This is a genomic window from Pseudomonas sp. Ost2 (assembly GCF_018326065.1).
Classification (GTDB): Bacteria; Pseudomonadota; Gammaproteobacteria; order Pseudomonadales; family Pseudomonadaceae; genus Aquipseudomonas; species Aquipseudomonas gingeri.
The window spans coordinates 958,214-983,425 of sequence record NZ_AP021904.1; the positions used below are offsets into that span (position 1 = coordinate 958,214).

The window sequence follows — 25,212 nt, forward strand, 5'->3', positions numbered from 1 at the left end:
AACCACAGCCATGGCCACGCACGTTGTCCGTTTTGTTTACCAGCACAACATTCAGTGGGGGGTACTCCGCCAGCAACGTATCACCATCGTTCCTGGTCAATTCGCTAGCACCGGTGACTTTATTCGGGCCAATACCGACTCCTCCTTGATGGCGTTGCAGGGCGATGAACTGTCCTTGGATCAAGTTACCTTGCTGAGCCCAGTGACCCGAGATCAACAGTTCGTATGTCAGGGCGCCAATTATCGCCAGCATATGATTGAGTCGGGCATGGATCCCGACGCCAAACACTTCAATATGATTTTCACCAAAGCCACCAGCTGCATCGTGCCTGCGGACAGTGACTTGATTAAACCGCGGAATGTTCAGTTTCTCGATTACGAGATTGAGCTGGGCCTGGTGCTCAAAAAAGAAATCAAAGGAAAAACTCTAGTCACCGAAAGCAATCTTCACGAATTTGTCGCCGGTGTAGTAATCGTCAACGACTACTCGGCTCGTGACGTGCAAATTCCGCAGATGCAGTTTTATAAAGGCAAAAGCTATCGCACCTTTGGCCCCGTCGGCCCATACCTGTGCCTGCTGTCGCCCAACGAGGTGAAATACCTCAAAACACTGCAACTGCGACTGACTGTGAACGGAGAAATACGCCAAAACGACACTACCGCCAATTTGGTATTTGGTCCGGCGGAAACACTCAGTGAGTTATCCAGCGTGCAGGACTTTGCCGCAGGCGATCTGATTGCCACAGGTACCCCAGCGGGCTGTGCGTTGACCGTACCTTCCCCAGCCAAGCAACGTCTTGGTGCGCTGCTGCCAGATGCGACGAAATGGAGGATTTTCCTCAAGGCCCAAGCTGCCCGTACTCAGTACCTCAAGATCGGTGACGTTGTGGAAGCCAGCATCCGCAGCAGCGACGGATTGATCGATCTGGGATTACAACGTAACCACGTGGTAGGTGAAGCCTGATGGCGGTTAGTAACCTGGCCGACATAGTCGCGATTGAGCAAACTTCGCTGAGCCAGCGCCAATTGCCCGCTAGTACCTATGCAGCGCTGCACGCAACGATGCAACGGATGCCTGACGCGCCGGCGTTGAGTTTCTTTCTAGATGCCCAGTCTTTTCGTGACACTCATGACTGGAGTTACGCTCAGCTGTTTGCGGATATAACTCGCACTGCCAATGCTCTGCATGACCTTGGCGTCAGCTCGCAAGATGTTGTGGCTTTTGTTCTTCCTAACTTGCCCGAAACCCACTTCACCATATGGGGAGGTGAGGCAACGGGAATTGTGATGGCGGTCAATCCGCTACTGGAGGCAGGACAAATCGCTGACCTGCTGCGTGCAGCCAAGGCCAAAGTAGTGGTTACCTTGGCGCCAACGCCAGGCAGTGATTTATGGCCGAAGGTGGCCAGCCAATTAAAGAATTTGCCCAGTGTCCAGCAGGTGCTGTGGGTCAGCATGGCGCCCTATGTCAGCGCCTTTAAAGGCATGGCACTGCGTTGGATGGCGCATCGAGAAAAATCCGCTCAACGCGGAGTGAAAATTGCGGATCTGCGCAGCCTGCTCAAACGGCAACCCGCCACCCACCTAAAAAGCGGTCGACAAATCCGAGCGCAAGAGCCCTCTTCGTATTTCTGTACCGGTGGTACCACCGGCTTACCGAAAATTGCTGTGCGCACACATGGCTCAGAAGTATTCAATGCCTGGTCAATGGCTGAAAACATGCAGCCACGCCCGACAGGCCAAGTCATTTTCTGCGGCTTACCACTATTTCACGTCAACGGTCAGTTGGTGACGGGGTTGATGCCTTGGACCCATGGTGACCATGTCATCCTCGGCACCCCGCAGGGCTATCGCGGCGCGGGTGTGATCGCGAATTTCTGGGCGCTAGTTGAACACTTCAAAATCAACTTCTTCTCTGGGGTACCCACCGTTTACTCCGCTCTATTACAGCAGCCGTTGCGAAACAAAGACATTAGCAGCTTGGACTCTGCCCTCTGTGGTGCAGCGCCAATGCCAGTGCAGCTATTTAAGGAGTTCGAACGCAAAACCGGTGTACGTATTCTTGAAGGTTACGGGCTCACAGAAGGCGCCTGTGTGTCTTCGTCCAACCCGCCTGCAGGCGAGCGGCGCATTGGTTCGATCGGGTTACGTTTACCCTACCAATCAATGCGTGCCGTCATCGTTGATGTTGACGGCAACTATCAGCGCCAGGCTGATACGGATGAAGTGGGAGTCATCGCCATTCATGGTCCGAACCTCTTTGCGGGCTATCTGGAACAAAACCACAATCAGGGACTTTGGATCGATATCAACGGCCAGCGCTGGCTAAATACCGGCGACCTCGGCCGGGAAGATAAAGATGGTTATTTCTGGCTTACCGGCCGCAAAAAAGAACTGATTATTCGTGGCGGCCACAATATCGATCCGAAGCAAATCGAAGAAGCGATCCAAACCCACCCTGCAGTGGCGATGGTCGCCGCCGTTGGCTGTCCCGATGTCCATGCCGGCGAAATACCGGTGGCCTATGTGCAGCTCAAACCGGATTTTTCCAGCACATCACAAGAACTACTCGCCTTTGCCAGTGCCAACATCGCAGAGCGGGCCGCAGTACCCAAGCGCATTGAAATCGTCGAAACGCTACCAGTCACGCCTGTTGGCAAGATATTCAAACCCGCATTACAGCAACTTGAAATCATCCGAGTTGTACGCCAAGAGGCCACTGACTGTGGCGCGACTCAGGCTACCGTGCAGGTGGTTCAAGATGCCCGTCGCGGGCTGATCGCGCAGGTGTATGCCGGCACGCATCATGAAAAATTGGCCCATAACCTAGGTCGCTACAGCTTTCACGTCGACTGGATGGAGTCGCCCATATGACGCGGCGATAACTCTCAAGCAACACCGCTCGAAATAAAACCGAACACCGGCCATTGCCCAAAGTACTGGCCAGTAGGACCTGCTGCGCCCAAAAAACAGCGGCAGGTCGGGAACACCTCCACAAAAACAACAAGAGGTAGTGACGGTTATGATGCGTAAACCTCCAATTGGGCGACAGCTCTATTTGCCGCTGACCATCAGTCTTGCAAGCGGTATCAGTGCACCCGTATATGCCGTGAATTTCAACATTGGCGAAATTCAGGGGCAGTTGGACTCATCGCTGTCGGTGGGTGCCAGCTGGGCATTGCGTAACCCTGATCCAGAGCTGCTGAACAGCCATAGTGCGGATGACGGCAAGCGTAATTTCGGCAAGGGCGATACCTTCTCGAAAGTGTTCAAGGGCATTCATGACCTCGAATTGAAATACGGCGATTCCGGCATATTTGTACGCGGTAAGTACTGGTATGACTTTGAGCTCAAGGACGAAAGCCGCCCGTTCAAAGACATCGATGACAGCAACCGTAAAGAGGGTGCCAAGTCAGCAGGTGCTCAACTATTGGATGCTTTTGTTTACCATAACTATCTGATCGGCGATTTGCCGGGAACCGTGCGTGTCGGCAAACAAGTTGTTAGCTGGGGTGAGAGCACATTTATCCAAGGCGGCATCAACTCGATCAACCCCATAGACATCGCCGCCTTCCGCCGTCCTGGTGCAGAGATCAAGGAAGGGCTGATTCCGGTCAACATGTTCTACTTATCGCAGAACCTGACAGAGAATCTGACTGCCGAGACGTTCTACCAATTGGAGTGGGACCAGACGGTCATCGACAACTGCGGCACATTTTTTTCGCAGAACGATGTAATAGCAGATGGCTGTGGCGGACTGCCGGTGGGGCCTGTTCTCAACCGCAACGCAGCAGCGCAAGCCGCCCTACGTCCATTCGGGGTCAATCTGACCTCAGAAGGCATTGAAATTCCTCGTGCTGGTGACCGTGATGCTCGAGATAGTGGGCAGTTCGGTGCTGCACTGCGCTGGTTCGCTCCAGAGCTCGACAGCGAGTTCGGCGCCTATTTTCTCAACTACCACAGCCGGCAACCGTATATCAGTGCCGTCACCAGCCCTCATGTCACGGATGTGGGGTTTGCTCCGCAATTATGCGGCAATCTCGGCGTCCCCCTGGCCGGTTGCAACAGCTTTCTAGGGAGTGCCTCTGGTCAGCAACTGGCCCAAGCATATCGCCTCGGTACCTCGAAATACTTCGCTGACTACCCGGAAGACATTCGCTTATATGGCTTGAGTTTCAGCACCAGTTTGTCTAGCGGTACCACCTTATCCGGTGAGCTCAGCTATCGACCAAACATGCCCCTGCAAATCAACCCCGTGGACCTGATCAGTGCAGCGGTTGGAGTACCGGCGGCCTCGCCTGTTTTGTCTTCCGGTGCCGTGACCTTGGCCAACAGCAGCGATGTCAGTGGCTACCGCCGCAAAGAAGTGACGCAAGCGCAGATCACAGCCACACACTTTTTTGACCAAGTCATGGGCGCTGATCGAGTGACCCTAATTGGCGAAGTAGGCGCAACCCATATCGGAGGCTTGGAAGGTAAAGGTGGTCTGCGCTATGGCCGTAGCACTGCTTTTGGTCAAGGTCGTCTGTACCCAAACAACAACCTCTGTACCAGCACCAGTGTGACGCCGGACAACTGCAACAACGATGGTTTTGCTACTAGCAACTCCTGGGGATATCGCGCACGAGCGATCTGGGAATACAACAACGTCATTCCGGGCGTTGAGCTACGGCCCAACCTTGCCTGGTCGCATGATGTGTCGGGTTACGGTCCGGAACCTGGTTTTAACGAAGGCTCCAAAGCAGTCAGCGTCGGTCTCGATGCAACCTACCTGAATACCTACAACGCCAGCTTGGCATATACCGATTTCTTCGGTGGCGATTACAACGTCAACATCGACCGGGATTTCGTCGCCCTGAGCGTCGGTGTCTCCTTTTGAGTGGAAGCAACCTAATGAAAACAACAGCATTGCTCCGTTTTAAATTAGCCATTGTCATCGCTCTACTGGCTGGCAACACCCATGCTGCAGTATCGGCTGGCGAAGCTGCGAAACTGGGAAGCACCTTGACCCCAACGGGTGCGGAAAGAGCAGGCAACGCCGATGGCAGTATCACGCCATGGGCTGGCGGCCTCTCCAAAAACACCGGCGAAATCGGGGTTAATGGTGCACCAAGCGACCCATTCACGAATGAGAAACCGCTGTTCACTATCACTGCTCAAAACGCTGCACAGTATCAGGAGAGGCTCACCCCAGGGCAGCTAGCAATGCTTCGGCGCTACCCCGATAGTTATCGCATGCAGGTATACCCAAGCCACCGTAGCGCGAGCCTGCCGGACTCAGTCTATAAAGCGATTGCCGCCAATGCGGTAAATACCCATCTGATATCGGGTGGCAATGGCCTGGATAATTTTGATCTCGCCATACCGTTCCCTATTCCACAAAGCGGCTTGGAAGTGGTGTGGAACCACCTTACACGCTATCGGGGCGGTAGCATCCGTCGAAATCACGTACAGGCGACACCGTTGGCAGACGGCACCTTCATGCCGGTGTACTTCGATCAGCAATTCACTTATCGGGATCAGCTAAAGGACTTCGACCCGAAGAACCCCGGGAACGTATTGTTTTATTACAAGCAGCTAGTTACGGCTCCGGCTCGTTTGGCCGGTGATGTGGTTCTGGTTCACGAAACACTTGATCAGGTGAAAGAACCCCGTATGGCCTGGGTCTACAACGCCGGCCAACGCCGCGTGCGTCGCGCACCACAGATTGCTTACGACGGTCCGTATCCCGCATCGGAGGGCCAGCGCGTCGCTGATAACCTCGACATGTTCAATGGTGCACCCGATCGCTATGACTGGAAGCTGTTGGGAAAAAAGGAAATCTACATCCCGTACAACAACTACAAGCTCGACTCCCCACAGCTGAAATACAGTGATGTCGTAAAGGCTGGCCATCTGAATGCCGACCTCCCTCGCTATGAACTACACCGTGTGTGGGTAGTGGAGGCGACCTTAAAGCCAGACCAACGCCACATCTATGCCAAGCGCGTGATGTACGTTGATGAAGACACTTGGCAGATCGTATTGGCAGACCACTACGACGCTCGCAACACCCTGTGGCGAGTGGCAGAAGGCTTCATGACGCAGATCTACGATAAGCAGATTCCCTGGTTGGGCGTAGAGGCTCTGTACGACCTAATCAATGGCCGATACATCGTTTCAGGACTACGCAACGAAGAAGTAAAACCAATGGAGATAGGCTTTAAAGCCCTAGGAGCGGACTACACACCGGCAGCCTTGAGAAGTGCTGGAGTTCGCTAACAACCCTGGGAAAACCTGACGCTACTTCGTCGATGGCCAAAAGCCTGAGACCTCGCCGCCGCACCAGCTGGCGGCTTTTTTTTGCGTCAAAAATAATGTTTAGCTATTCAAATCGAGCGAAAAATTGAGTGCACCACATATTTACCAACTCTAAAGGAAGGCAGCAGGAGGGCGTTATGGGACGGATGGTGAATCAACATATTCCAGCTACTGAGGTTCTGTTGCCAAGATGGCGTCGTCATAACTCCTCCTAGCCGCACTGATTTCGGCATATCGCTGATTCGCCCAGTTGATTAGCTCGGAAAGCGGATCAAGTAAAGATCGGCCGAGTGGGGCCAACCGATATTCGACACTTGGAGGTTTTGTTGGGAACACATGACGCGTAATCAGCCCATCACGCTCTAGATCCCGCAGCGTTTGCGTAAGCATGCGCTTAGAAATATCGGGAACGGCGCGCTGCAGCTCAGAAAACCGACGCGAGCGTGCAGCCAAAGCGACTATCAGCAGCATGGTCCATTTATCCCCAAGCCTGTCGAATACATCCCGCACCGGACAGGGGCGAGACCGTGGCTCGGTCCCTTCACGTCGCTCAAATGCTTCAACCACCTGGGAAGAGAGGCTTTTTAGTGGTTCCTTTTGGCTCACCTTGTTCCTCAAAAGTGCCTCCTTACGTGCCCTGATGGCGGTCTATATATTAGGGATGGTCTCATTTAGAAACCTTCTCAAGGAAGCCATTATATGTCAATCAACACCCATCCTCGCTTGCTCGTTACTGGTGCAAGCGGAAACTTGGGCCGTGAAGTGGTCGAGCAGTTGCTTAAGGCAGGCACGAAAAATGTGGTCGCTGGTAGCCGTAATCCAGAAGCGCTCGCAGAGCTCGCGGCCAAAGGCGCGGAGACTGTAACGGTCGACTTCGATGACCCAACCTCGCTCAGCACCGCATTTGCTGGCGTAGACCGAGTTCTCATCATCTCTGTCGATGCGAAGACTTCGGCAGAGGACCGCTTGCGTCGACAGTTAGCGGCTGTGGCCGCTGCGGTAGAGGCCAAAGTGGAGCGAATTGTTTATACCTCCATGCTCAAGCCTGAGCCGGGTTCGCTGATTGCTTATGCGCCCATCCATTATGCGACGGAACAAGCGATCGAGCGCAGCGGCATTCCATTCACGATATTGAGAGTGAACGCCTACACCGACAACGTTTTCTGGTGGCTACCGCCGATCTTGGCGTCCGGGCAATGGACAACAGCGGCTGGAAGAGGGCGTACTGCGTACATAGATCGCAGGGATGTGGCACGCGCTGCCGCTGCCGTTTTAACAAGTTCTGAAGTACTCGGTCGCATTGACCTCGGCGGGGCAGAAGCTCTGTCCGCGAATGAAATCGCCGCAATTGTCGATGACGTTTTCGACATTACGGTCACGTTGGATCACGTCACAGATGAGGTGCGCGAGCAGGGCCTTATCAGCGCTGGCCTTCCACCTCCCGTCGCTAAACATCTCACAGCCATCGACGCCACAACTCGTCAGGGTGACTTCGACTCTGCAAGTGACTTGGTGGAGCGTCTCACCGGCACACGGGCTCGAAGCTTCCAAGACTTTTTGATCGAGAAGCGAGTAGCTCTCTCAGCGGCAGCAAACCCAAAAAAGTGACAACCACTTAGCTGGGCTTACTCCATGAAGACCGCTTTCCGAGAGCGGCCTTCATAGTGAACCAAATCAACGATCTCAAGGTGGTGCAGATTCATCAATGCGCCCTAATCTCTAGCCTATAAGAGAACGCTATGACAGTACTGTCCGTACTCGACGTCGCCCATGTCGCCCAAGGTTCCGACCCAGGCCAGGCCTTGCGCCACAGCCTAGATGTCGCTCGTCATGCCGAGCGCCTTGGGTACCGCCGCTTTTGGCTTGCTGAGCACCACAATATGCCGGGCATTGCCAGCGCAGCAACCTCCGTAGCCATCGGTTATGTGGCCGCCGGCACCAGCACAATTCGCGTAGGTGCGGGCGGAATTATGCTGCCTAATCATCCACCGTTGGCCATTGCTGAACAGTTTGGCACTTTGGAATCGCTCTATCCCGGTCGTATTGATCTTGGGGTCGGACGTGCTCCAGGCGCAGATCAGATTACCGCGCGAGCCATGCGGCGAAATCCGAACGGCGACGAGGATCGCTTTCCGTTGGACGTAGCGGAGTTGATCGATTTGTTCCAGCCGGCAATCGAAGGTCAGGCAGTGCAAGCAGTACCTGGTGCCGGTCTGGAGGTCCCAATCTGGATGCTGGGTTCCTCAATCTTTGGTGCTCACCTCGCAGCCTATCTTGGCTTACCGTTTGCGTTCGCTGCGCACATTGGTCCGCAAGCACTGGAAGCCGCTCTCAGCGTTTATCGTGAGCATTTTCGTCCGTCCGAACGGCTTAGTGAGCCATATGTGATGGTCTCACTGAATGTTATTGCGGGGGAAAGTGATGAGGAAGCGCGCTTTTTAGCTAGCTCAATGCAGCAAGCTTTTATTAACCAGCGCATGGGACGCCCAGGGTACCTACCCGCCCCCATAGATGGTTATCTCGAAAACTTAGATTCGAATAGCCACCTGTTGCTCAAGGACTATCTGTCATTGGCCGTGATTGGCGGAGCACGCACAGTGCCGGGGCACCTCAAAGATTTTGCTGCGATTCATGGTATCGATGAATTGATACTCGTATCCCAGATATTTGAGCACCCAAAACGCCTGCGATCATTGGAAATCGCGGCGGATAAAACTATAGGCATATAGGTTGTAAATGCTCTCCCCCGACCATGACTCACAACGTCACGGCCTGGTGCTGGGTGACGTTTCGACTTGAGAACTCTCATGCCTAATCGAACTTTGCTTTTTAAGTTATTTTGGACTGCCCTGATCGGAACCGTATGCGTCATGGCGGCACTGCTTGGCTCGGTCGCGTATATCGCATATGGCTCATCCGTAAAAGAAACCTCCAATCTTGTCGATACGGTCGTCAAAGCCAACGCGAAAGAAGTAGAAGTCGAGCTCGGAGTTGCCTTTACAGTCGCGGAATCACTGGCCAGCGTAGCCATGGCTATGCAGCAACAACATGTCGACCGTAAGACCGCTGATGCTCTCACCCGCGAGCTACTTGAGGTTAATCCGCAATTATCGGGGCTGGGGCAGTTTTGGGAAGCGAATGCTTTCGATGGCAAAGACAGTGAATTTGCCAACCAACCAAACCATGACGCAACGGGTCGTTACCTTGTGTATTGGAACCGCGCAAATGGAGAAGTAACGTCTGAGCCGCTGGCTGGCTATGCGCCGGAAGATATCGACAACCAATATTACTATCGGCCACTGAATTCCCATCAACCATGGGCCTCTGAGCCGTTTAGCTATGAAACTCAAAATGGTCAGCAACAGATGATGGTGTCGATCATGGTTCCATTGTTGCTGGACGGAGATGCCTTGGGCGTGGCAGGCGTAGATCTCCCGCTTGAGGGTATCAACAGGCAGCTCTCAAAAATTAACGTATTTAAGGGCTATGGTGCACTCGTCTCCAGTGACGGACTCTACGCCAGTCACCCTGATTCCGAGCGCTTAAGCCAGCTTGCCGATGATCTGCCGACACCCGCAAAAGACGCTATTAAAGCTGGGCAGGCCTATCGTTTTGAGCGCAACGGATGGGGGTATGTGCTGCAACCGGTACGCATTGGCAAAGCACCAAACAATTGGGCTTTGCTGGTGGCTTATCCACTCAACGAAGCCCTGAAAGGTATTGATCAATTCCTTCATACGGCGGTCGTGATCGGCTTGGTGGCTCTATTAGTTTTAGCGATAGCCCTCTGGTATCTGCTGTCGTGGCAGATGCGCCCACTTTCAGGGCTCACCGTTGGAATCCAGGCTTGGAAAGGCGAATTGGGACTGCGCTTCGACCAGCGCAGCGCCGATGAAACTGGCAAATTGGCTGCAGCCTTTAACCAGTTCATAAAACGCCTAAGTGATCTGGTGGGATCTATACGCCACAGCAGTGCGACACTGATAAAAGTCTCCGATCATTTAAGCAGTGCGACTGGAGCCGTTGCAGAGCGGGCCACGTCTCAACATGCCGCGACGGAGGAGATGGCCAACGGCGTTATCGCGCTGGCGCATTCGGTTACCGAGATGTCTCAGCAAACAGACGACGTTGAGCAGCTAGCACGAAACACAGAAGTGCTGACCTCCCATATTTCCGATGACATGACCCTGACACTGGCGGGATTCACTCACATCGATAAAACCATGGATGCGGTGGCAGGAACAGTCGGCGAACTTGAGGTGCGCTCGCAGCAGATCGCCGGCATCATCGAGGTCATCCACAGTATTGCCGAACAAACCAATCTCTTGGCCCTTAATGCAGCAATTGAAGCGGCAAGAGCGGGAGAGCAAGGCCGCGGCTTCGCGGTCGTAGCAGATGAGGTGCGGCAACTGGCAGAGCGCACCAGCCGCTCTACAGCAGAAATCGACGAGATGATCGGCGCCATCGGTTCGGATGTACGCAACACCGTTACCAACGTCCAGATGGTTGGCGAAGCGGTTCGCCAAGGAGTGGTGCAGATGACCACTTCGACCGAAGGCGTCGATAAAATTCGCCAGCATGCGAAAGATATCCTGACACGTATCAGCGAGGTGGCACGCCAGACGCAAAGCCAGGCGGCAACTGGTGAGCAGCTTTCCGTCGCCATCCAGGGTGTTAGCCGCATCTCAGAGGAGAACGATTACGCGATCCGCGGCTTGCTGGATCAATCGCTGCAACTACGCGAACAGGCCGGTGCCTTAAACCAGCAACTGACGCAGTTCAAAGATTGAGATGACCACGGATGATTTCATCCCAAGCGTGAGCAACCGAAGCCCCTTTCTGAAGACTTGTTGGTTAGGGGCATTAGGTGCTGGAGGTTAGAGCGATTGAAGCTGACGCCTGCGACGAGCGGTGGTACTCAATTGGCTGACCACCAGGCACCTATCAATCGCTTCTTCAGACGTTCTGTATCTTCAGACTCCAGCGCAGGCGATGTCAGTATCTCGAATTGCATTACCTGTGGAGCTGTAAAATCCTGGCGCGCCAGCCGTCCAAGTTCAGGTCTTTCGTTAACCAGGGACACCGGGAGAAGAGCAGATCCAAAGTCGGCGCATACTGCATCCACCAGAGTGCTGACACTGGTGGATTCAAAAACGACTTTATGGCTGATCTGCATTGAGTTGAGTGAATTCATCGTCATATCGCGCAATACGCAATCGGTGGACAGCAATGCAATTTTCTCGGCCTCAGCCCCCGATCTGCATTGCCCAAACCAGCTGACACTTTCGGCCCATAAAACATCACTCGACTCCTTACCCACCTCGCAGGCAACAATCGCGACATCAATTTCGCCAGCCTTGACGCGTCCACGCAACATCCGGCTGGGTTCCAGGACGACCTTGGGTTCAATGAGCGGAAACTCGTTGGCCAGCAATGGAAGAAGCTTGTGGATGAGCGCTGGTCCGTAGTCAGTAGGAGCGCCAAAGCTCACCACGCCACTCATTTCATGACGACGCAAATCGGCGAGCAGCAAATTATTTGTCCTCATCAGCAACTCGCCATGGGCCCTGACGGTATGTCCTGCATCGGTCAGTGTTATGCCTTGGTTGTTTCGCTCCAGCACCCTGCAACCCAACATATCCTCCAACCGCTTGAGTTGCATGCTGATGGCCGAGGGCGATTTGTGAAGCTGCGCGGCTGCGGTCTTTTGCCCGCCGGTAGCGATCACTGTCAAAAACGTGTTGATGAGCTCAAGGTCCAGCGCGACGTTCATAATTCAATTTCCTTGAACTACAAGTTCAAATAGATTCGTTTGAGGGAATCATACGCCGCGATTAAGGTTTAAAAAAGCCTGAGGAGAGCGGCCATGACTCAACATCCAATCAGAGACAAAGAGGTAGAACTTCGGGCCTACCGCCTGAAAAGAACCCGTCAACTACTCGCACAATTCGGTATCGACGCTGCGATCCTGTTCGACCCTCTGAATCTGCGATACGCCACGGGCTGTCGCAACATGCAGGTTTGGACTTCGCACCATCTCTCCCGCTACGTCTTCGTACCAGTGAATGGGCCTGTCGTGCTGTTTGATTACGGTGGCGCAAAGCATCTGTCGGACGACTTGGAGACGATCAGCGAGACACGTCCCGCAAAGTCCTGGGACTACTTTGGTTCCGGGAACCGTTCGCTGGAGCACGCAGAGTCGTGGGCCAATGAGGTGACCGCTCTTCTACGCGAAACCTGCGGTGCTGACGCGGTGTTGGGACTTGATCGGGCTGACCTTTTGCCGTTGCGTGCTTTGGAGCGTAACGGGGTAACGATCAAGGATGCCAAAGGCCCGCTTGAAATGGCCAAGTCAATCAAATCCGATTATGAGATCGAAGTAATCAAACGATCCATGTCGGTGTGCAGTGATGCAATCACCTTCATGCGTGAACAGGCTGTACCCGGCGTAACGGAGAATTATCTATTGTCGCTGGTGAACCAGTTCAACATCGAACATGGCGGCGAGTATCAGGAAACGCGGCTTTTGGCGTCCGGCCAGCACACCAATCCTTGGTTTACTGAGGCATCCGAAAAATCCATCACCGCCGGCGAGATGGTGGTATTCGACAGTGATCTCATTGGCCCGGACGGCATTTTCACCGACCAAACGCGTTCCTTCGTCATGGGAGGCGGTCAGGCCACAGACGAGCAGCGGCGACTGTATGCCCACGCTTACGAGCAATTGCAGCACAACATTAGCCTGTTGAAGCCAGAACTCGAGTTTGCCGAGTTCATCGACAAGTCCTGGAAAATGCACGACATCTACTTGCCCAACCGTTACGCCGAGATGGTTCACGGCATCGGCTTTGGAGTCGAGTTCCCGGTGGTCTATTACCCTGACGATGCCGCGACTTGGCAATACAGCGGAAGATTTGAGGCCGGCATGACGGTTTGCGTCGAAAGTTACATCGGCAAGGTCGGCGGCAGGGAAGGCGTAAAACTTGAGCAACCAATCCTAATTACAGAGCACGGCCCGGTACCACTTTCGAATCTTGGGTTTGAGGAGCAGTACTTCTAACGCCGTTCTTTTAATTCGCCCGACCGCCATTCAAATCACTAGGCTCAAAATCATGTCTGCAATCAACCGCGATCTGAAATTATCGTACCTATCCCGCCAGCTAGCCTCTCCAGACACTCAACGTAAAACCGCCAACTGGGATGTCTGGTGCTGCGCGGACAGCATCTACAACCATCACTACGACAGAGAGGTTTCCTTTCTGGTCCAAGCCGGCGCGGCGGTTATCCAGCTCAGCACTGGCGAAAGTGTGGACGTTGCACCTGGGGACTTTGTGACTATTCAGCCGGGTGTCTCGGGTCAGTGGCATATCTCTGCACCGCTTGAAAACCGATTCTGTTACCACGATGGTTTTGACATTGCGAACCGTCGCCAGCCGACTTCTCTGCCTGAGGGGCAATCCCATGGCGAATAAGTTTGAGTTTGACTACGTGGTTGGCGGTGCGGGCTCGGCAGGCTGTGTCGTTGCCAGGCGGTTGGCCGACGCGGGGCACCGCGTCTTGCTGCTCGAAGCAGGCCCAAATGACAAGTCCTGGGTCATTCGGATGCCAGCCGGCTTACGGTCCATTTTCAAGCCATCCTCCAAGTACAATTACTGGTTTGAGACCGCCGAACAAGCACACCTGAACCAGCGCAAGGTCCTACAACCTCGTGGCAAGGTATTAGGGGGATCGTCCTCTATCAACGGGATGACCTGGCTACGCGGCCACCCCATGGATTACGACCGTTGGGAGAGTGAGGGTGCCAAAGGGTGGGGATGGCGAAATTGCCTTCCGTACTTCATGAAAATTGAAAACAGCAGTATCCAAAGTCCTTACCGCGGTCGCGGAGGTCCCATTCGGGCTCAACGCCAAGAAGACTTGAGCCCACTGAATCAAGCGTTCATCGACGCGGGGATCGAGGCAGGGCTTCCGTTCACTGCCGATGTGAATGGTCTTCAGCAGGAAGGTGTCTCTCGCTTTGAAATGAGCGTAGACAACGGGGTCCGTAACAGTACTGCCTATGGGTACTTACACCGGGACAACGCATTAAAGCGCATGACGGTCTGGACAGGCTGCAAGATCCTCAAGATCAACCTTGAGCGCGGTAAAGCGGTGGGGTTGAAAGTGCGCCACCGGGGACGTGAAATCGACGTTATCGCGCGCCGTGAAACCATCCTATCCTGCGGCGTGTTTGGGACCCCGCATGTGTTGATGCTCTCAGGTATCGGACCGCGGAAGCATCTGGAGGAGCACGGCATCACTTGCGTTGCAGATATTCCGGGGGTCGGGCAAAACCTTCAGGATCATTTGGAGTGCCACATTCAAATCGAAACCAAGAAACCGGTATCGTTGAATAGGGAACTGCAGCTGCACCGAATGCTAATTGCCGGCGTACAGTGGTTCCTCCAAAAAAAGGGGGTAGCGGCGGTCAATCAGTGCCACGTCGGCGCCTTCATCCGCAGCGATCAAAGCGTTCCACACCCTGACATCCAGTTTCACTTTTTCCCCGTGTTTTTCGACAAGGATTGGATTCCTACACCAACCACTTACGGCTATCGAATAGGCGTAGGGCCTATGCGCCCCGTCAGTCGAGGTCAAGTGAAGTTAAAAAGTCGCAACCCGGATGACTCACTGCTTATCGATCCTAACTACTTAGCAGCAGAGGAAGACTGGAAAGTCATGCGTGAGGCCCTGCGGATCGGTATCAAGGTTTCCCGCCAACCGGCCTTCAAGGCTTTCCATTTCAAGGAGCATACGCCGGGCTTCGATATCAGCGATGACGCTGCACTCGATGAGTTCATTCGTGAGGATGCGTCTAGCGCCTATCACCCCTGCGGAACTTGCAAGATGGGAGAGAGTAGCGATCCATTAGCTGTCGTTGATGAAAAGGGACGTGTTCACGGCGTAGGCAATTTGCGGGTGATCGACGCGTCCATCATGCCTTCGGTACCTAGCGCGAATATTAATGCGGCAACAATCATGTTGGCTGAAAAATTGGTCGACGTGTTGTTATGACAAGGACGTCAGTACCCGTGTTCATTTCCCGCTCTCAACATCTAAGTGAAACCAGCTTCAGGACACCCAGCACTGCAACGAGCTCAGTCGTATTGATTTTCGAAGTCAACCATTTTGAGTCGTATTTTGAAGCCATCGCTTCTACATGCGCTCCGCTGGGATCTTCCAGATTTTCTTTTAGTGGTCGAAGTCAGCGCGGGGAATCGTCGCGGCCTTCGTTATGCGTGTCTTGATGTGACATCAACCTAGTAAATCCGTATTGGCTTGCAGATTGTGCTGGCACCAGGCCCGGAAACGAGATTCAAACATCAGCTTGCCATTTGAGTAGGCGTAAAGTTTTTGTTCGAGCCGCTGGAGTTGATATTTTGATGGGGGCGAATGCTGATCCTGCTTCCCGTCCGAAGTAGGATGCTGGGCAAAAGCTAGGTGGGACGTTGGCTAGATAAATGACGCTAAGCTGCGACGCTTGATCGCTTTATGCCATAAAGGAAATGACGGGCTGCTTCGATTGGGCCACAATGATGATCGTATGTAATGGCCTGAACTGATGTCGTTCACGCTTGGATTTGGGGGGGGCGTGTACAAGAGGAAGCACCAAGGTGTTGGCCGAAATGGATCTGTTGGTTCCCCATATCCTCCGGATTCCGCTCCTCCGAATCGCTTCGATTTGAATGTGCACATGCCCTACCAAATTCCAAGGCGTCATAAGTGTTGCCTGGAGAAATCTCAAAAAAAACCAGTCACGGCCTTGAACGCATGGATCGCATACAGCAACTCAACTACGAAAAAGATTTCCGCATTGCCTTCTTGGAGTCTAAGGGGGATGGATTTCAACGCCTGTTCGAGAAGCTGATGTCGAAGGCACATCCTAACGATTTCATGGCTTGCCGCCCATGGGGCAATGTTGGTGATCGGAAGAACGATGGATACCTACCGTCGGCACGGATCCTTTTCCAGAGCTACGCCCCCAATGACATGAGCGCCTCCGAAGCAATCAAGAAGATCAATGAGGATTTCGAAGGGGCCAGAGATTACTGGGAGAAATATTTCGGTGAGTGGACCTTCGTCCACAATGCGCCTGATGGTCGTTTGGGACCTCACATCATTGAAGCATTAGCTAGGCTCGGCCACGAAAATCCGCACGTCAAAATCGGCCACTGTGGATACGATGAGATGCTTGCGAAGTTCCGTCAGTTGAGTTTGCTGGATCTTGAGTCTTGGTTCGGACCCTCGTTGACGATGGAGGCGAACGTCAATTTGGGTTATGGCGACTTGGTAGCCGTGCTCACTCACATCTGCATCACTCCCGTACCTACGACAAGTGAAGTGAAGGATGTATCGCGTGGGAAAATCGAGGCTAACCTCCTATCTCAGCCCGTCGCCGATTTCTTGAAGATTGGCATGCAAAAGTCGCCTCTCGTTGCGCAGTTTTTCAACAACTGGAGCAATCCTACGTACGGCGAGCAGATTGCTTTGGCATTCAAGAATGAATATGTAGCCATGAGGGATAGGACGCCCCGGCTTCATCCCGACGAAATATTTGGACGACTCGAAGCCTGGGCGGGGGGACGGTTAATTCCACGCCCACACACAAGGCGGCAGTGCTGGCTGTAATGGCATACCTGTTTGACGAATGTGAGATCTTCGAAGATGCCCAAACGGTGAGGACATCATGATCTTGCCGTCTAAACATCTTTCGCACGAGCGCGCATTGCTAACCGTTGGAGCACACGTTCTGACTTATCTCGCGCGGCCGAGGACAGTCTCCGCGTTATGGGAGGAGCTGAATAGGTTCGACGAACGGCTGACTGCCGTACCGCCACGTCGCATTACGTACGACTGGTTTTTACTTGCACTTGATCTTTTATTTTCCCTTGGGACCATCGAACTTGACGGCGGCCTGGTAGCACGGAGTACAGAATGATTCATCACATATTCAGCTCGCTGCCGACTTTCAAAAGACTAGATGATCTGAAGCCTGGTCTGAATGTGCTGCTCGCTCAAAAGACGGAGGGTGCAAGTAGCAAGCAAACGCGCAATCGTGCAGGTAAATCCAGCTTCGTCGAGCTCGTGCATTTCTTGACAGGTTCTGAAGCCGGTCCGGAGTCCATTTTTCGCACGCAGGAACTGGCCGAGTATCTCTTCGGCATGGACTTTGATTTGAAGGATGGCCGCACTGTTGTTGAGCGCAGTGGCGGCTCCAAAGCCAAGATCTTCGTGACAACACCCCCGGCATCTAAGGTCAAGTTCTCGGCAAGCGAGTGGTGTGCGTTTCTCGGTGAGCAAATGTTCGGCCTGAGCAGCCTCGAAGCCTCTGGTAGCAAACCTCCTTCGTTCCGATCACTGTTTGCTTACTTCGTGCGCCGTCAGGCAAGTGGTGCCTTTATGACGCCGGAGAAGCAGGCCGCGATGCAAGGAACAGGCGATATGCAAATTGCGCTAATGTTCCTGCTCGGATTGGATTGGCAGATTGCACGCGATTGGCAAGCTGTTCGAGACCGTGAAAAGACTCTTGAAGAATTGAAGAAGGCGGCCGGAGCAGGCGCATTCGGTTCGATCATCGGTAAGGCTGCAGACTTGCGTACGCAGTTGACCCTGCAGGAAGCGCGTCTTAAAAAACTCCATGCAGAAATAGGAATGTTCCAGGTGTTACCGGAATACCGGGAGCTGGAAGTTGAAAGCTCTTCACTGACGCGCCAGCTCAATGATTTGGCTAATGCCAATACCATTGACTTTACGGCTATCCGTGACCTGGAAGGCGCGTTGGCCTCCGAAATTCCTCCTCATCTCGAAGACCTTCAGGCTGTATATGAAGAAGCAGGTGTCGTGCTTCCAGGATTGGTAAAGCGACGCTATGAGGACGTAAAGAGCTTTCATGAGTCGGTCGTGCGAAATCGTAAAGACTACTTATCTAGTGAGCTCGAGGCGGCAAAACTGCGTATTGAGCTGCGAGACGGTAAGAAGGTTCAGCTCGACCGGCGACGTGGCGAAATACTGGGTATTCTTAAAAGCCATGGTGCGCTGGAGCAATTCCTAAAGCTGCAGGGGGAGCTAGGGCGACTGGAGTCCGAAGTAGAGTCACTGCGGCAGCGGTTCGAAGCCGCGGAGCAGCTCGAAGGCACGAAGAATGAGTTGGAGATTGAGCGCAACCGCCTTACGATCCGCCTGCGACGTGACTTTTCTGAACAAAAGGATAGGGTGGCGGAAGCCATTGTTGCGTTCGAGGAGACCTCGCAGAGACTGTATGAGTCCGCTGGCAGTATGACGATTGATGAAACCTCAAACGGCCCGGTGCTCAAGTTCCCAATGCAGGGTCAGCGCAGCAAAGGCATCAAGAACATGCAGATTTTTTGCTTCGACATGATGCTCATGCGCTTGTGCGCCAGGCGCCAGATTGGACCAGGATTTCTGGTCCATGATAGCCATTTGTTCGATGGTGTTGATGGTCGCCAAGTCATCAGCGCCCTGCGTCTTGGCGCCGAGATTTCGCATGAGTTGGGCTTCCAGTACATCGTGACAATGAATGAAGACGATGCGTTTAAGGAAGCCGTCGATGGCTTCGATCTCAACGACTATGTGATTCCTACACGTTTGACCGATGCCACAGAGGACGGCGGACTGTTCGGTATTCGATTCGGCTAAAAGCTACTGAGAAGTGTAATTGCCGTGGTGATGAGGTTGCGGGGGAATCGGTAGTATGGCTGTGAGGCCTAAATCTAAAGCTCGCGACCTAGTGTTGGGCGTTTTAATGCTACAGCTGACCAACGCCAAGCCGCCCAGTCTCCTTGAGCCTTGCAAGCCGCCTAAGACTAGGGCATAGACCTACGTTCTCACATCCAATCACCCCTTGAATCCAGTCGAATTGGTTTTCTCGAACTTGCATTCTGGCGTGTTTCAGGGCTTGAAGCGTTGCCATAGATAACGCTTCATCTCCGATTGAGATCCGCACAGGTTCATAGGCGAGAATATCCACAGTCGTAATCAGGCGTAGGGATGCAAAGCGTTCAGAGGAAATCTTGGTTGCTTTTTTTTCATCAATTACAGCTGTGAACCCGTTGCTATGTGCAAGCGCGAGTGTCGCTGCTTCCCCGTCTCCGAGCGAGGCCGCTGTGGACCCGGATACCAGGTCGAAGAAGTGCTCTAATGCAATGTCAGAAAGCTGTTCTCTCTTTAAAATTTGACTATGGATTAGCTCCAAAAGCTGCTTCGGTTCGGGCCGGCCATTTACGGACCCTAGATCAATCTCTCGTATGACATTGTCGGTGACTACAAGAGGAGTACGAACTGCTTGCAATATCGCGCTTGCATGATCGGTCGCGAGCAAGTTTATGATGACACTGGCATCGAGAACGAGAATGCTATCTCGATCAGTGAGACAGCTTGAAAAGGTCATCAACCTCATCCTCTTCTGCCTCATCAAGCAACTCGCGTACTTTCGCCCTATCGAGTTTAAGCAAATCCGACATTTGCCCTTCGCTGATTAGATCCTTCTTCCACGCATCGATAGCTAACAAAAAAAGCCTCGTTGATTGCGCGCCTTCCATAGGCGTGGAATCGTGAGCTATCGGGCCTAGTACCTGCTGGGCTTGGTCGTCGGTTATACCGCCATTATCCATAAACCAATCCCAAGTTCCTTTTTTCGTCAGGTCCAATTCTTCAAGCCTCATCACCATCGCCTGGCGTGAAACACCAAAGAAACTAGCGAGAAGGATGATGTGCCGACGAGTGAGGTGGGTTGATCCAATGGTCACTTCCTTGAACTTTTCCATGACAGTACGGGCTGGCGTTAGAAACGCACTTCCGAAAGCGTTCGCGTAACGCTCTTCACGCGAGTTCTCATACTTTTCGGCTTGATAGATCTCGGGCTGACGCCGCGTCGCTATAAAGTGCCCGAGCTCGTGGGCGCCAGTCTGAGTTTGACGATCCTTCCGATGTACTGCATTTATTAGCATACAGGCGCCAACGGCGTCGTCATAGGCAAACAGCCCAGACACTTTCGATTCAAGTCTCCGGCTATAAACACGAATTCCAAGTTGCATCTCTATGAGTGAAAACAGATCTTGAATCGGGCTCTCGCCGAGCCCTAGCCAGCTTCGGAGGCTATGTGCATCGTGCTCTGCTTGTTTGCGTACATCGCCAGGTAAGATGCTTTTTTCGGTCGGATAATTCGAGGTTTTCCGAACGCCTAAAATGTTCTCAAGTTCTACTTCCGCCCTGACGAGATCATTCAGCATCCGAGCAGCTTGGTCGATGCCTGCATCACCAGTGTCTGGGAGTGAGCGGAAACGAGGAACAAGGTCCACATGGACCGCTTCTCGGCGTAGCAAAGAGTTAGCAGATACTCCATAACAGCGACTAAGCATCTGGATCTCGTCAAGCCTTGCAGAGCGCTGCCCCTTTTCAATGGCCACGAGAGTGGTTCGAGCAAAGCCAACTGCTTTGGCCGCTGCGTCTTGGGTCATGGCCGCGGTTTCGCGCGCGACCTTCAGTCGTTCACCCAGTTCAGCTGGGTTCAGTTCAAAGTCTGGTTTGGTCATGATGCGCCATCTATCCACTTCCTCACGAACGACTCTGATCTCATATCGCTCGTGAACGCTGACCATTCCTTGGCATGTTGCTGCAAGAGCCTGTCAAGGTTCTGCGCCACGGCATGTGGCGACTCGGCCAGAGCTCGAGCCAGTTCGCTCGTTCTGCGGCGTTTGATCAGTTCGTACTGCGAAGATTCCCGAATCGAAGAAAGGTGTTCGAAATGAAGCACTCCTGCAATAGCGTATTGTCGCAAGGCTTTAGTAAAACTGGTGAATTCTTTTGCTGCGCCTGTTTCCCAGGTCGGGCTGTCTAGGGACTCCCATACATAGTTCGTTGGTGGCTCCTCTAATCCTGCAGCGTGAACGCTAAGGCGGCGAAGCATACACGCGGCGCATATGCCGCACTGTCTTCTTGCGCCTGAAACGGCTACCTGTCGGGATTGCTGCCAGCACGACCTGGTCGTTATCCAATTCGCGCTAGGACCACAGGTTTCCACAAACTCGCGCAGGGTCTCGCCTTTCGTCATCCAAAGCCTGGGAAAGATGTACTGGAATCGATAGCCAAGAAGTGCTTCGATAAAGCACTCCATCAGCTTGGTGAAGACGGGGTGATTTCGATAGTCCTCATACCCATGTGCAACAGGAAGGAGCACAGGTGCAAGTGCACCTTGTCCGCTTTCGGGGATGATGGCCATTGGAGCATCAATTAGATACGCCGCAATTGCGGATATGATGCTGAACTTGAATCCGCGGCTGCGCGCACTTCTCTCGGCGCTTCTTGCATCATCAAGCTTGACTGAATATGGGATGGCCGTGAATGGAATCCTTTGGCGTTCCTTCTTTGAAATGTCGTGTTGTTTGCTCCCTATTCGAAGACGAATCAGGCGTTTACCTAGGCGTTTGCTCTCAAGCTCAGAGACCGCACGGGAGTCCATTCCATCACTGAAAGCAATGACCGCCTCTGCATCGGAAGGAAAAGCTATTTGGCCTTGTGGCGGTCTCTGTGCGGCATGCATTCGAGATCGAAAGTTAAAATGCCAGTCGTCGCCGGTCAGGAGGTTTAGCGCATTGACGAGCGCTCGATTTACCTTGTTACTCGACCACCGTTCAACGTCGTGTACTGGAACATGCACGATGAACCGCCTGCCCCAACTCATGGTGCTGCGGACAAGGATGCGATCACAGAACTCGACTGCGGCGGCTATGAGTAGTGCGTCATGAGTTACGGGCTCCCATTTGTCATGGGATGAGAAGGATGCGAGAGCCTCAAGGTCGAACTCAATGTTCTTCTCTATGTAACACGGGACCACACCGTTTCTTTTGCGGGCACCAGGTTCAAGTATATCTACAGCTATTTCCTTAGGCGGCAAGGTGTTCATCACAACGATACCCCGTCATCAAGACCTTCCATCTTCCTAGGGGGGCGGATTCGAGCGGGCTCTGGACCCACAAGATCCAGACCGAGTTGAGTGCTCGATAGAGTAGAAATGGCATTCTGGAGTCTCTTGCTCACGTGCTCTGCTCTTTGCTCATTCGAGTCGCGAAGGTAGTGTTCTTCGATCGACCGTATGTTTGCGTGGCAGCGGTCTTTGGCGGCGAGGCCTACCGCCTCATGGAATGCTTCAATTCCAAATTTGCCTTCATGGATAAGAGTGATGCCCCATTCCACAAGATTCGTTCCAAAAACGGAGGCTGCTGCTAGGGCTTTCGCATTTTCAAGTTGATCCAGCGCAAGCTCCGGCATTTCCAGAGAGTTATCACTGCCGGTAAAGACTGCTTTCAAGGCCTCCATCAGATGCCACGAGACCTCCATTTTGAAGTCGCTGGCAACTGCATGAGTCGTTGCCTCTGCGATCTGGGAGGCGTCGTAGGTGTCTTGGTCCGCACGCTTTGCCAGTTCTTTCCATGGCTTTCGCAGCTTCAAACTTCTATGTGGCCCATCGCTCATTTCGTCCAGCCCCCAGTGAATACCGGTTTTGACATTGTCAGATATTAGTACTAAAAATCTGACAATGTCAAAGTCGCAATCAGAAAGAATGGCGGTAAGCGATTGGGTGTCCCGTCTTGCGCAACTAAACCGGTTGCCAACGATGCGGCAACAGCTCCCCGATTTCGCTCGCCAGCTGCGTGGGCGGGCGAGTGAAGACGTCCTTCAAGTGAGCATACGCATCGTAGCTATTAGGCTGGGCCGACGAGATCAGGCTCATAAGCGCCGCCGCTCATTTTCCGCTACGCAACGAATCAGCAAAAAACCAATTCTTACGTCCTAGCCGTCCACAGCCGTGATTGTTGTCCATCGGCACCGTGCCGTCAGGTAACGACTCAGCGCTGTCCAGCGTCTTTTACAAAGCCAGAATTTTTCGCGTGTCCAGGTGACAACCTAGGCATGTGATGAAGGTCTGTCAGCGCGTGAGAAGCGCGCAAACCCCTCGTAAAAAAGCCAGGTTCTTTCAAAGCAACCTGGCCCGCTGCTAGACTGTAGGCCGAGACCTACAGGTTTCGCATGTCGCACCACCACAGCCCTGACCAGTCAAGACTCGACCCTCAGCTGGTCCAGGGCTTTGCTTTTGAGGGCATCGAGGTGGGTGGATTGGCACTCGATGCCCCAAACTCTTCTCCTATGCATTTTCTTTCGTCCTCCTGATCCGTTTGGGCTTGGTTGATGGAGCGGGTGGTGGGGCTGGTGGAGCTGATACGGAATTGTTCGACGAATTCTTGGCTGCTTCAGCTGCAGCTTGCTCTGCATCCTTGAGCGCTTTCCAATAGTCGCGGACTGCCTCGATATCTCCATAGGCACCGATCTCGGGCAGTCGCTCAATGAAGCGGCTATAAAGGCCATCTTGAACCTGGCCTCCGTCACGCATCCACTCAACTGCGGCGTTAGGATTTGTGAGCATCACGTAGTGAAATTCGCCTGACGCTCCTGGCTTAGTGGCGATGAATTTCAGCTCCCGAAGCTTCTTCATTCGGCGGCGCCAGGTGTCTACGGCCCGCTCCCCGAGAAACCCCGCCTCAGCGGCAAAAGTGCTAGGATTTTCGATAGTGATGACAGGATGATCCGGCGTTCGAGCCCATAGACAAAACAGCACATGCCCGGCAGGCTGTCCCTTCGACTGGGCGTCGATGACCTGCATTGCAATTGGCAGAGTTCGAGGAATGGTGCAAAACCCATCGTGGGTTTTACGCGTCCATTTCCAAGCCTCTGGAATATCAGGGAAGTGCACCAGCATCAATTGCTGAGCTCGCTCCGCCATAGTCAAGCGGCGTTTTGCGGATTGTTTTGCGTTGGCCATTTCTCAGTCCTTATCCGATTTCTGTTGAGCCCAGTTTCCCGGCATCCGCTGACGATGGCAAACCGTCATTAGAGGTGTATATCCTGCACTTTCAAGTGTGTTAATTGACGATACAGGCTGTTCGGATGAATGATTTAATGCTAGTTCATATATACGAATTGCGCGATATCACGCAAAAAAGATCTATAACCTACTGAAATTTATAGTTTTATTTTTGTTTTTCGGTGCTCGTTGTGCTGATCGTACTCAGCGTGCTCGATGTCCTCACTGTGCTACAGGGTGTAGGGTGTGGGAAGAGGGGCGCCGAAAGTTGTGGAGTGCCGCAACTTTTTTGCAGCGGACGCCCGATCACCGCCTTCAATGGCGGACTTTGAAGGTCTGCGAGTCTTCGGGCTGCATGCCACCGGCGATCATAAGCGCGCCCCGGCCGACCCCTTCGATGCCCGTGAGCTTCGCGTATCTGTCCACCAGGGCATAGATGCCATTGGCACATGCCGACGTCGGTCTATCCAGCACGCAACGGCACAAACAGCTGTGCCTTGCCGTCGACCAGGTGATGGTCGGACATTTCCATACGCTCGGACGCCATTGGGTGCAGCGGCAGATTTCGCAGCTTGCGGCCCTTGCCATGGATCAGTAGGTGCCGGATGCCGCGCCGCTCCTGGATGTTGCTGATAATCACCTTGACGGCTTCCTCGCGGCGCAGTCCGTGATTCGGCAGCACAGCGTGAATGGCCTCGATCGCGCAACCCTTTTAACGTGGCTGCATCCGGCGCATAGAGCAATGCCTCGCTTGGTGATCACCCAAGGCCGGCGTCTTGCCTACATTTGTTTCAATTCTGGGCTGCTTTACGCCATGTACCGGGTTGCGCCGGTGACGGCGTTGCTTTCCAGCAGATGATCGAACAGGCAGGTTAAGGTCGTCAGTATGCGGCGGATTGTGGCACCGGTCAGACTGCGCTGCTCGAGCTACGCGAGCACATGTGCCCGGGGCGCCGCCTGAAACTCATCAGCCGAGGTGAGGCCAACAAATCGGC

Annotated in this window: 19 protein-coding genes and 3 pseudogenes; 13 read left to right on the top strand and 9 right to left on the bottom strand. The window is 53.5% G+C overall.

What is annotated here, in order from left to right; genetic code table 11:
* Positions 1-10: 10 nt before the first annotated feature.
* The 4 genes from KI243_RS04145 to KI243_RS04160 all read left to right on the top strand — a co-directional run bounded on the left by KI243_RS04145 (position 11) and on the right by KI243_RS04160 (position 6,261).
* Positions 11-964 (top strand): fumarylacetoacetate hydrolase family protein, encoded by a 954-nt coding sequence (locus KI243_RS04145; protein WP_212810508.1) that lies wholly within the window; start codon positions 11-13, stop codon positions 962-964.
* Positions 964-2,874: an acyl-CoA synthetase gene (locus KI243_RS04150; RefSeq protein ID WP_212810509.1), complete on the top strand. Its 1,911-nt coding sequence runs from the start codon at positions 964-966 to the stop codon at positions 2,872-2,874. The genes KI243_RS04145 and KI243_RS04150 overlap by 1 nt, the downstream gene beginning before the upstream one ends.
* Before the next feature lie 148 nt (positions 2,875-3,022).
* Positions 3,023-4,879 (top strand): DUF1302 domain-containing protein, encoded by a 1,857-nt coding sequence (locus KI243_RS04155; RefSeq protein ID WP_212810510.1) that lies wholly within the window; start codon positions 3,023-3,025, stop codon positions 4,877-4,879.
* Positions 4,880-4,893: 14 nt separating this feature from the next.
* Positions 4,894-6,261, top strand: coding sequence for a DUF1329 domain-containing protein (locus KI243_RS04160; RefSeq protein ID WP_212810511.1), 1,368 nt, complete (start codon positions 4,894-4,896; stop codon positions 6,259-6,261).
* Positions 6,262-6,468: 207 nt separating this feature from the next.
* On the opposite strand, the gene KI243_RS04165 is transcribed toward KI243_RS04160, so the two are convergent.
* Positions 6,469-6,906: a helix-turn-helix domain-containing protein gene (locus KI243_RS04165; protein WP_348529743.1), complete on the bottom strand. Its 438-nt coding sequence runs from the start codon at positions 6,904-6,906 to the stop codon at positions 6,469-6,471.
* A 93-nt stretch (positions 6,907-6,999) separates the two neighbouring features.
* Between KI243_RS04165 and KI243_RS04170 the strand changes: the two genes are divergently transcribed.
* The 3 genes from KI243_RS04170 to KI243_RS04180 all read left to right on the top strand — a co-directional run bounded on the left by KI243_RS04170 (position 7,000) and on the right by KI243_RS04180 (position 11,090).
* Positions 7,000-7,908: an SDR family NAD(P)-dependent oxidoreductase gene (locus tag KI243_RS04170; protein WP_212810513.1), complete on the top strand. Its 909-nt coding sequence runs from the start codon at positions 7,000-7,002 to the stop codon at positions 7,906-7,908.
* Positions 7,909-8,039: 131 nt separating this feature from the next.
* Positions 8,040-9,029, top strand: a complete 990-nt coding sequence (locus KI243_RS04175; RefSeq protein ID WP_212810514.1) for an LLM class flavin-dependent oxidoreductase — start codon at positions 8,040-8,042, stop codon at positions 9,027-9,029.
* A 78-nt stretch (positions 9,030-9,107) separates the two neighbouring features.
* The gene (locus tag KI243_RS04180) at positions 9,108-11,090 is read left to right on the top strand and encodes a methyl-accepting chemotaxis protein (RefSeq protein WP_212810515.1); all 1,983 of its coding nucleotides are present in this window, start codon (positions 9,108-9,110) and stop codon (positions 11,088-11,090) included.
* A 128-nt stretch (positions 11,091-11,218) separates the two neighbouring features.
* On the opposite strand, the gene KI243_RS04185 is transcribed toward KI243_RS04180, so the two are convergent.
* Complete coding sequence (locus tag KI243_RS04185; protein ID WP_212810516.1) at positions 11,219-12,073, bottom strand: LysR family transcriptional regulator; 855 nt, start codon at positions 12,071-12,073, stop codon at positions 11,219-11,221.
* 93 nt (positions 12,074-12,166) lie between these two features.
* On the opposite strand from KI243_RS04185, the gene KI243_RS04190 reads away from it, so the two are divergent.
* From KI243_RS04190 to KI243_RS04210, 6 genes and pseudogenes are all read left to right on the top strand, one after another.
* On the top strand, positions 12,167-13,360 hold the full coding sequence (locus KI243_RS04190) for a Xaa-Pro peptidase family protein (protein ID WP_212810517.1): 1,194 nt from the start codon (positions 12,167-12,169) through the stop codon (positions 13,358-13,360).
* 52 nt (positions 13,361-13,412) lie between these two features.
* On the top strand, positions 13,413-13,772 hold the full coding sequence (locus tag KI243_RS04195) for a cupin domain-containing protein (RefSeq protein ID WP_212810518.1): 360 nt from the start codon (positions 13,413-13,415) through the stop codon (positions 13,770-13,772).
* Positions 13,762-15,354 carry a choline dehydrogenase gene (locus tag KI243_RS04200; RefSeq protein WP_212810519.1) on the top strand — a complete coding sequence of 531 codons (1,593 nt, stop codon included), beginning with the start codon at positions 13,762-13,764 and terminating at the stop codon, positions 15,352-15,354. Before KI243_RS04195 ends, KI243_RS04200 begins: the two co-directional genes overlap by 11 nt.
* 756 nt (positions 15,355-16,110) lie before the next feature.
* Positions 16,111-17,030 (top strand): annotated as a pseudogene (locus tag KI243_RS04205) (ABC-three component system protein).
* On the top strand, positions 17,027-17,278 hold the full coding sequence (locus KI243_RS33160) for an ABC-three component system middle component 6 (RefSeq protein ID WP_348529735.1): 252 nt from the start codon (positions 17,027-17,029) through the stop codon (positions 17,276-17,278). The pseudogene KI243_RS04205 and the gene KI243_RS33160 overlap by 4 nt, the downstream one beginning before the upstream one ends.
* Positions 17,275-18,996, top strand: a complete 1,722-nt coding sequence (locus KI243_RS04210) for an ABC-three component system protein (protein WP_212810521.1) — start codon at positions 17,275-17,277, stop codon at positions 18,994-18,996. The genes KI243_RS33160 and KI243_RS04210 overlap by 4 nt, the downstream gene beginning before the upstream one ends.
* A gap of 109 nt (positions 18,997-19,105) precedes the next feature.
* Here KI243_RS04210 and KI243_RS04215 read toward each other — a convergent pair whose 3' ends face one another.
* The 7 genes and pseudogenes from KI243_RS04215 to KI243_RS32820 form a co-directional block, all read right to left on the bottom strand.
* Positions 19,106-19,747: a hypothetical protein gene (locus KI243_RS04215; protein WP_212810522.1), complete on the bottom strand. Its 642-nt coding sequence runs from the start codon at positions 19,745-19,747 to the stop codon at positions 19,106-19,108.
* On the bottom strand, positions 19,722-20,891 hold the full coding sequence (locus KI243_RS04220; protein ID WP_212810523.1) for an XRE family transcriptional regulator: 1,170 nt from the start codon (positions 20,889-20,891) through the stop codon (positions 19,722-19,724). Before KI243_RS04220 ends, KI243_RS04215 begins: the two co-directional genes overlap by 26 nt.
* Positions 20,888-22,261 (bottom strand): 7-cyano-7-deazaguanine synthase, encoded by a 1,374-nt coding sequence (locus tag KI243_RS04225; RefSeq protein WP_212810524.1) that lies wholly within the window; start codon positions 22,259-22,261, stop codon positions 20,888-20,890. Before KI243_RS04225 ends, KI243_RS04220 begins: the two co-directional genes overlap by 4 nt.
* Positions 22,261-22,830: a hypothetical protein gene (locus KI243_RS04230; RefSeq protein ID WP_244861818.1), complete on the bottom strand. Its 570-nt coding sequence runs from the start codon at positions 22,828-22,830 to the stop codon at positions 22,261-22,263. The genes KI243_RS04225 and KI243_RS04230 overlap by 1 nt, the downstream gene beginning before the upstream one ends.
* 124 nt (positions 22,831-22,954) lie before the next feature.
* Positions 22,955-23,223: pseudogene (locus tag KI243_RS04235) on the bottom strand (IS66 family transposase); the annotation flags it as partial.
* Positions 23,224-23,500: 277 nt separating this feature from the next.
* A complete protein-coding gene (locus KI243_RS04240; protein WP_212810525.1) occupies positions 23,501-24,175 on the bottom strand; it encodes a hypothetical protein in 675 nt (224 codons plus the stop codon).
* Positions 24,176-24,532: 357 nt separating this feature from the next.
* A pseudogene (locus KI243_RS32820) lies at positions 24,533-25,207 on the bottom strand (integrase); the annotation flags it as partial.
* Between the last annotated feature and the right edge of the window lie 5 nt (positions 25,208-25,212).

Coding starts and splice junctions, on each gene's coding strand:
- KI243_RS04145 (WP_212810508.1), top strand. CDS start 11: ATGGCCACGCACGTTGTCCGTTTTGTTTACCAGCACAACATTCAGTGG.
- KI243_RS04150 (WP_212810509.1), top strand. CDS start 964: ATGGCGGTTAGTAACCTGGCCGACATAGTCGCGATTGAGCAAACTTCG.
- KI243_RS04155 (WP_212810510.1), top strand. CDS start 3,023: ATGATGCGTAAACCTCCAATTGGGCGACAGCTCTATTTGCCGCTGACC.
- KI243_RS04160 (WP_212810511.1), top strand. CDS start 4,894: ATGAAAACAACAGCATTGCTCCGTTTTAAATTAGCCATTGTCATCGCT.
- KI243_RS04170 (WP_212810513.1), top strand. CDS start 7,000: ATGTCAATCAACACCCATCCTCGCTTGCTCGTTACTGGTGCAAGCGGA.
- KI243_RS04175 (WP_212810514.1), top strand. CDS start 8,040: ATGACAGTACTGTCCGTACTCGACGTCGCCCATGTCGCCCAAGGTTCC.
- KI243_RS04180 (WP_212810515.1), top strand. CDS start 9,108: ATGCCTAATCGAACTTTGCTTTTTAAGTTATTTTGGACTGCCCTGATC.
- KI243_RS04185 (WP_212810516.1), bottom strand. CDS start 12,073: ATGAACGTCGCGCTGGACCTTGAGCTCATCAACACGTTTTTGACAGTG.
- KI243_RS04190 (WP_212810517.1), top strand. CDS start 12,167: ATGACTCAACATCCAATCAGAGACAAAGAGGTAGAACTTCGGGCCTAC.
- KI243_RS04195 (WP_212810518.1), top strand. CDS start 13,413: ATGTCTGCAATCAACCGCGATCTGAAATTATCGTACCTATCCCGCCAG.
- KI243_RS04200 (WP_212810519.1), top strand. CDS start 13,762: ATGGCGAATAAGTTTGAGTTTGACTACGTGGTTGGCGGTGCGGGCTCG.
- KI243_RS33160 (WP_348529735.1), top strand. CDS start 17,027: ATGATCTTGCCGTCTAAACATCTTTCGCACGAGCGCGCATTGCTAACC.
- KI243_RS04210 (WP_212810521.1), top strand. CDS start 17,275: ATGATTCATCACATATTCAGCTCGCTGCCGACTTTCAAAAGACTAGAT.
- KI243_RS04215 (WP_212810522.1), bottom strand. CDS start 19,747: ATGACCTTTTCAAGCTGTCTCACTGATCGAGATAGCATTCTCGTTCTC.
- KI243_RS04220 (WP_212810523.1), bottom strand. CDS start 20,891: ATGACCAAACCAGACTTTGAACTGAACCCAGCTGAACTGGGTGAACGA.
- KI243_RS04225 (WP_212810524.1), bottom strand. CDS start 22,261: ATGAACACCTTGCCGCCTAAGGAAATAGCTGTAGATATACTTGAACCT.
- KI243_RS04230 (WP_244861818.1), bottom strand. CDS start 22,830: ATGAGCGATGGGCCACATAGAAGTTTGAAGCTGCGAAAGCCATGGAAA.
- KI243_RS04240 (WP_212810525.1), bottom strand. CDS start 24,175: ATGGCCAACGCAAAACAATCCGCAAAACGCCGCTTGACTATGGCGGAG.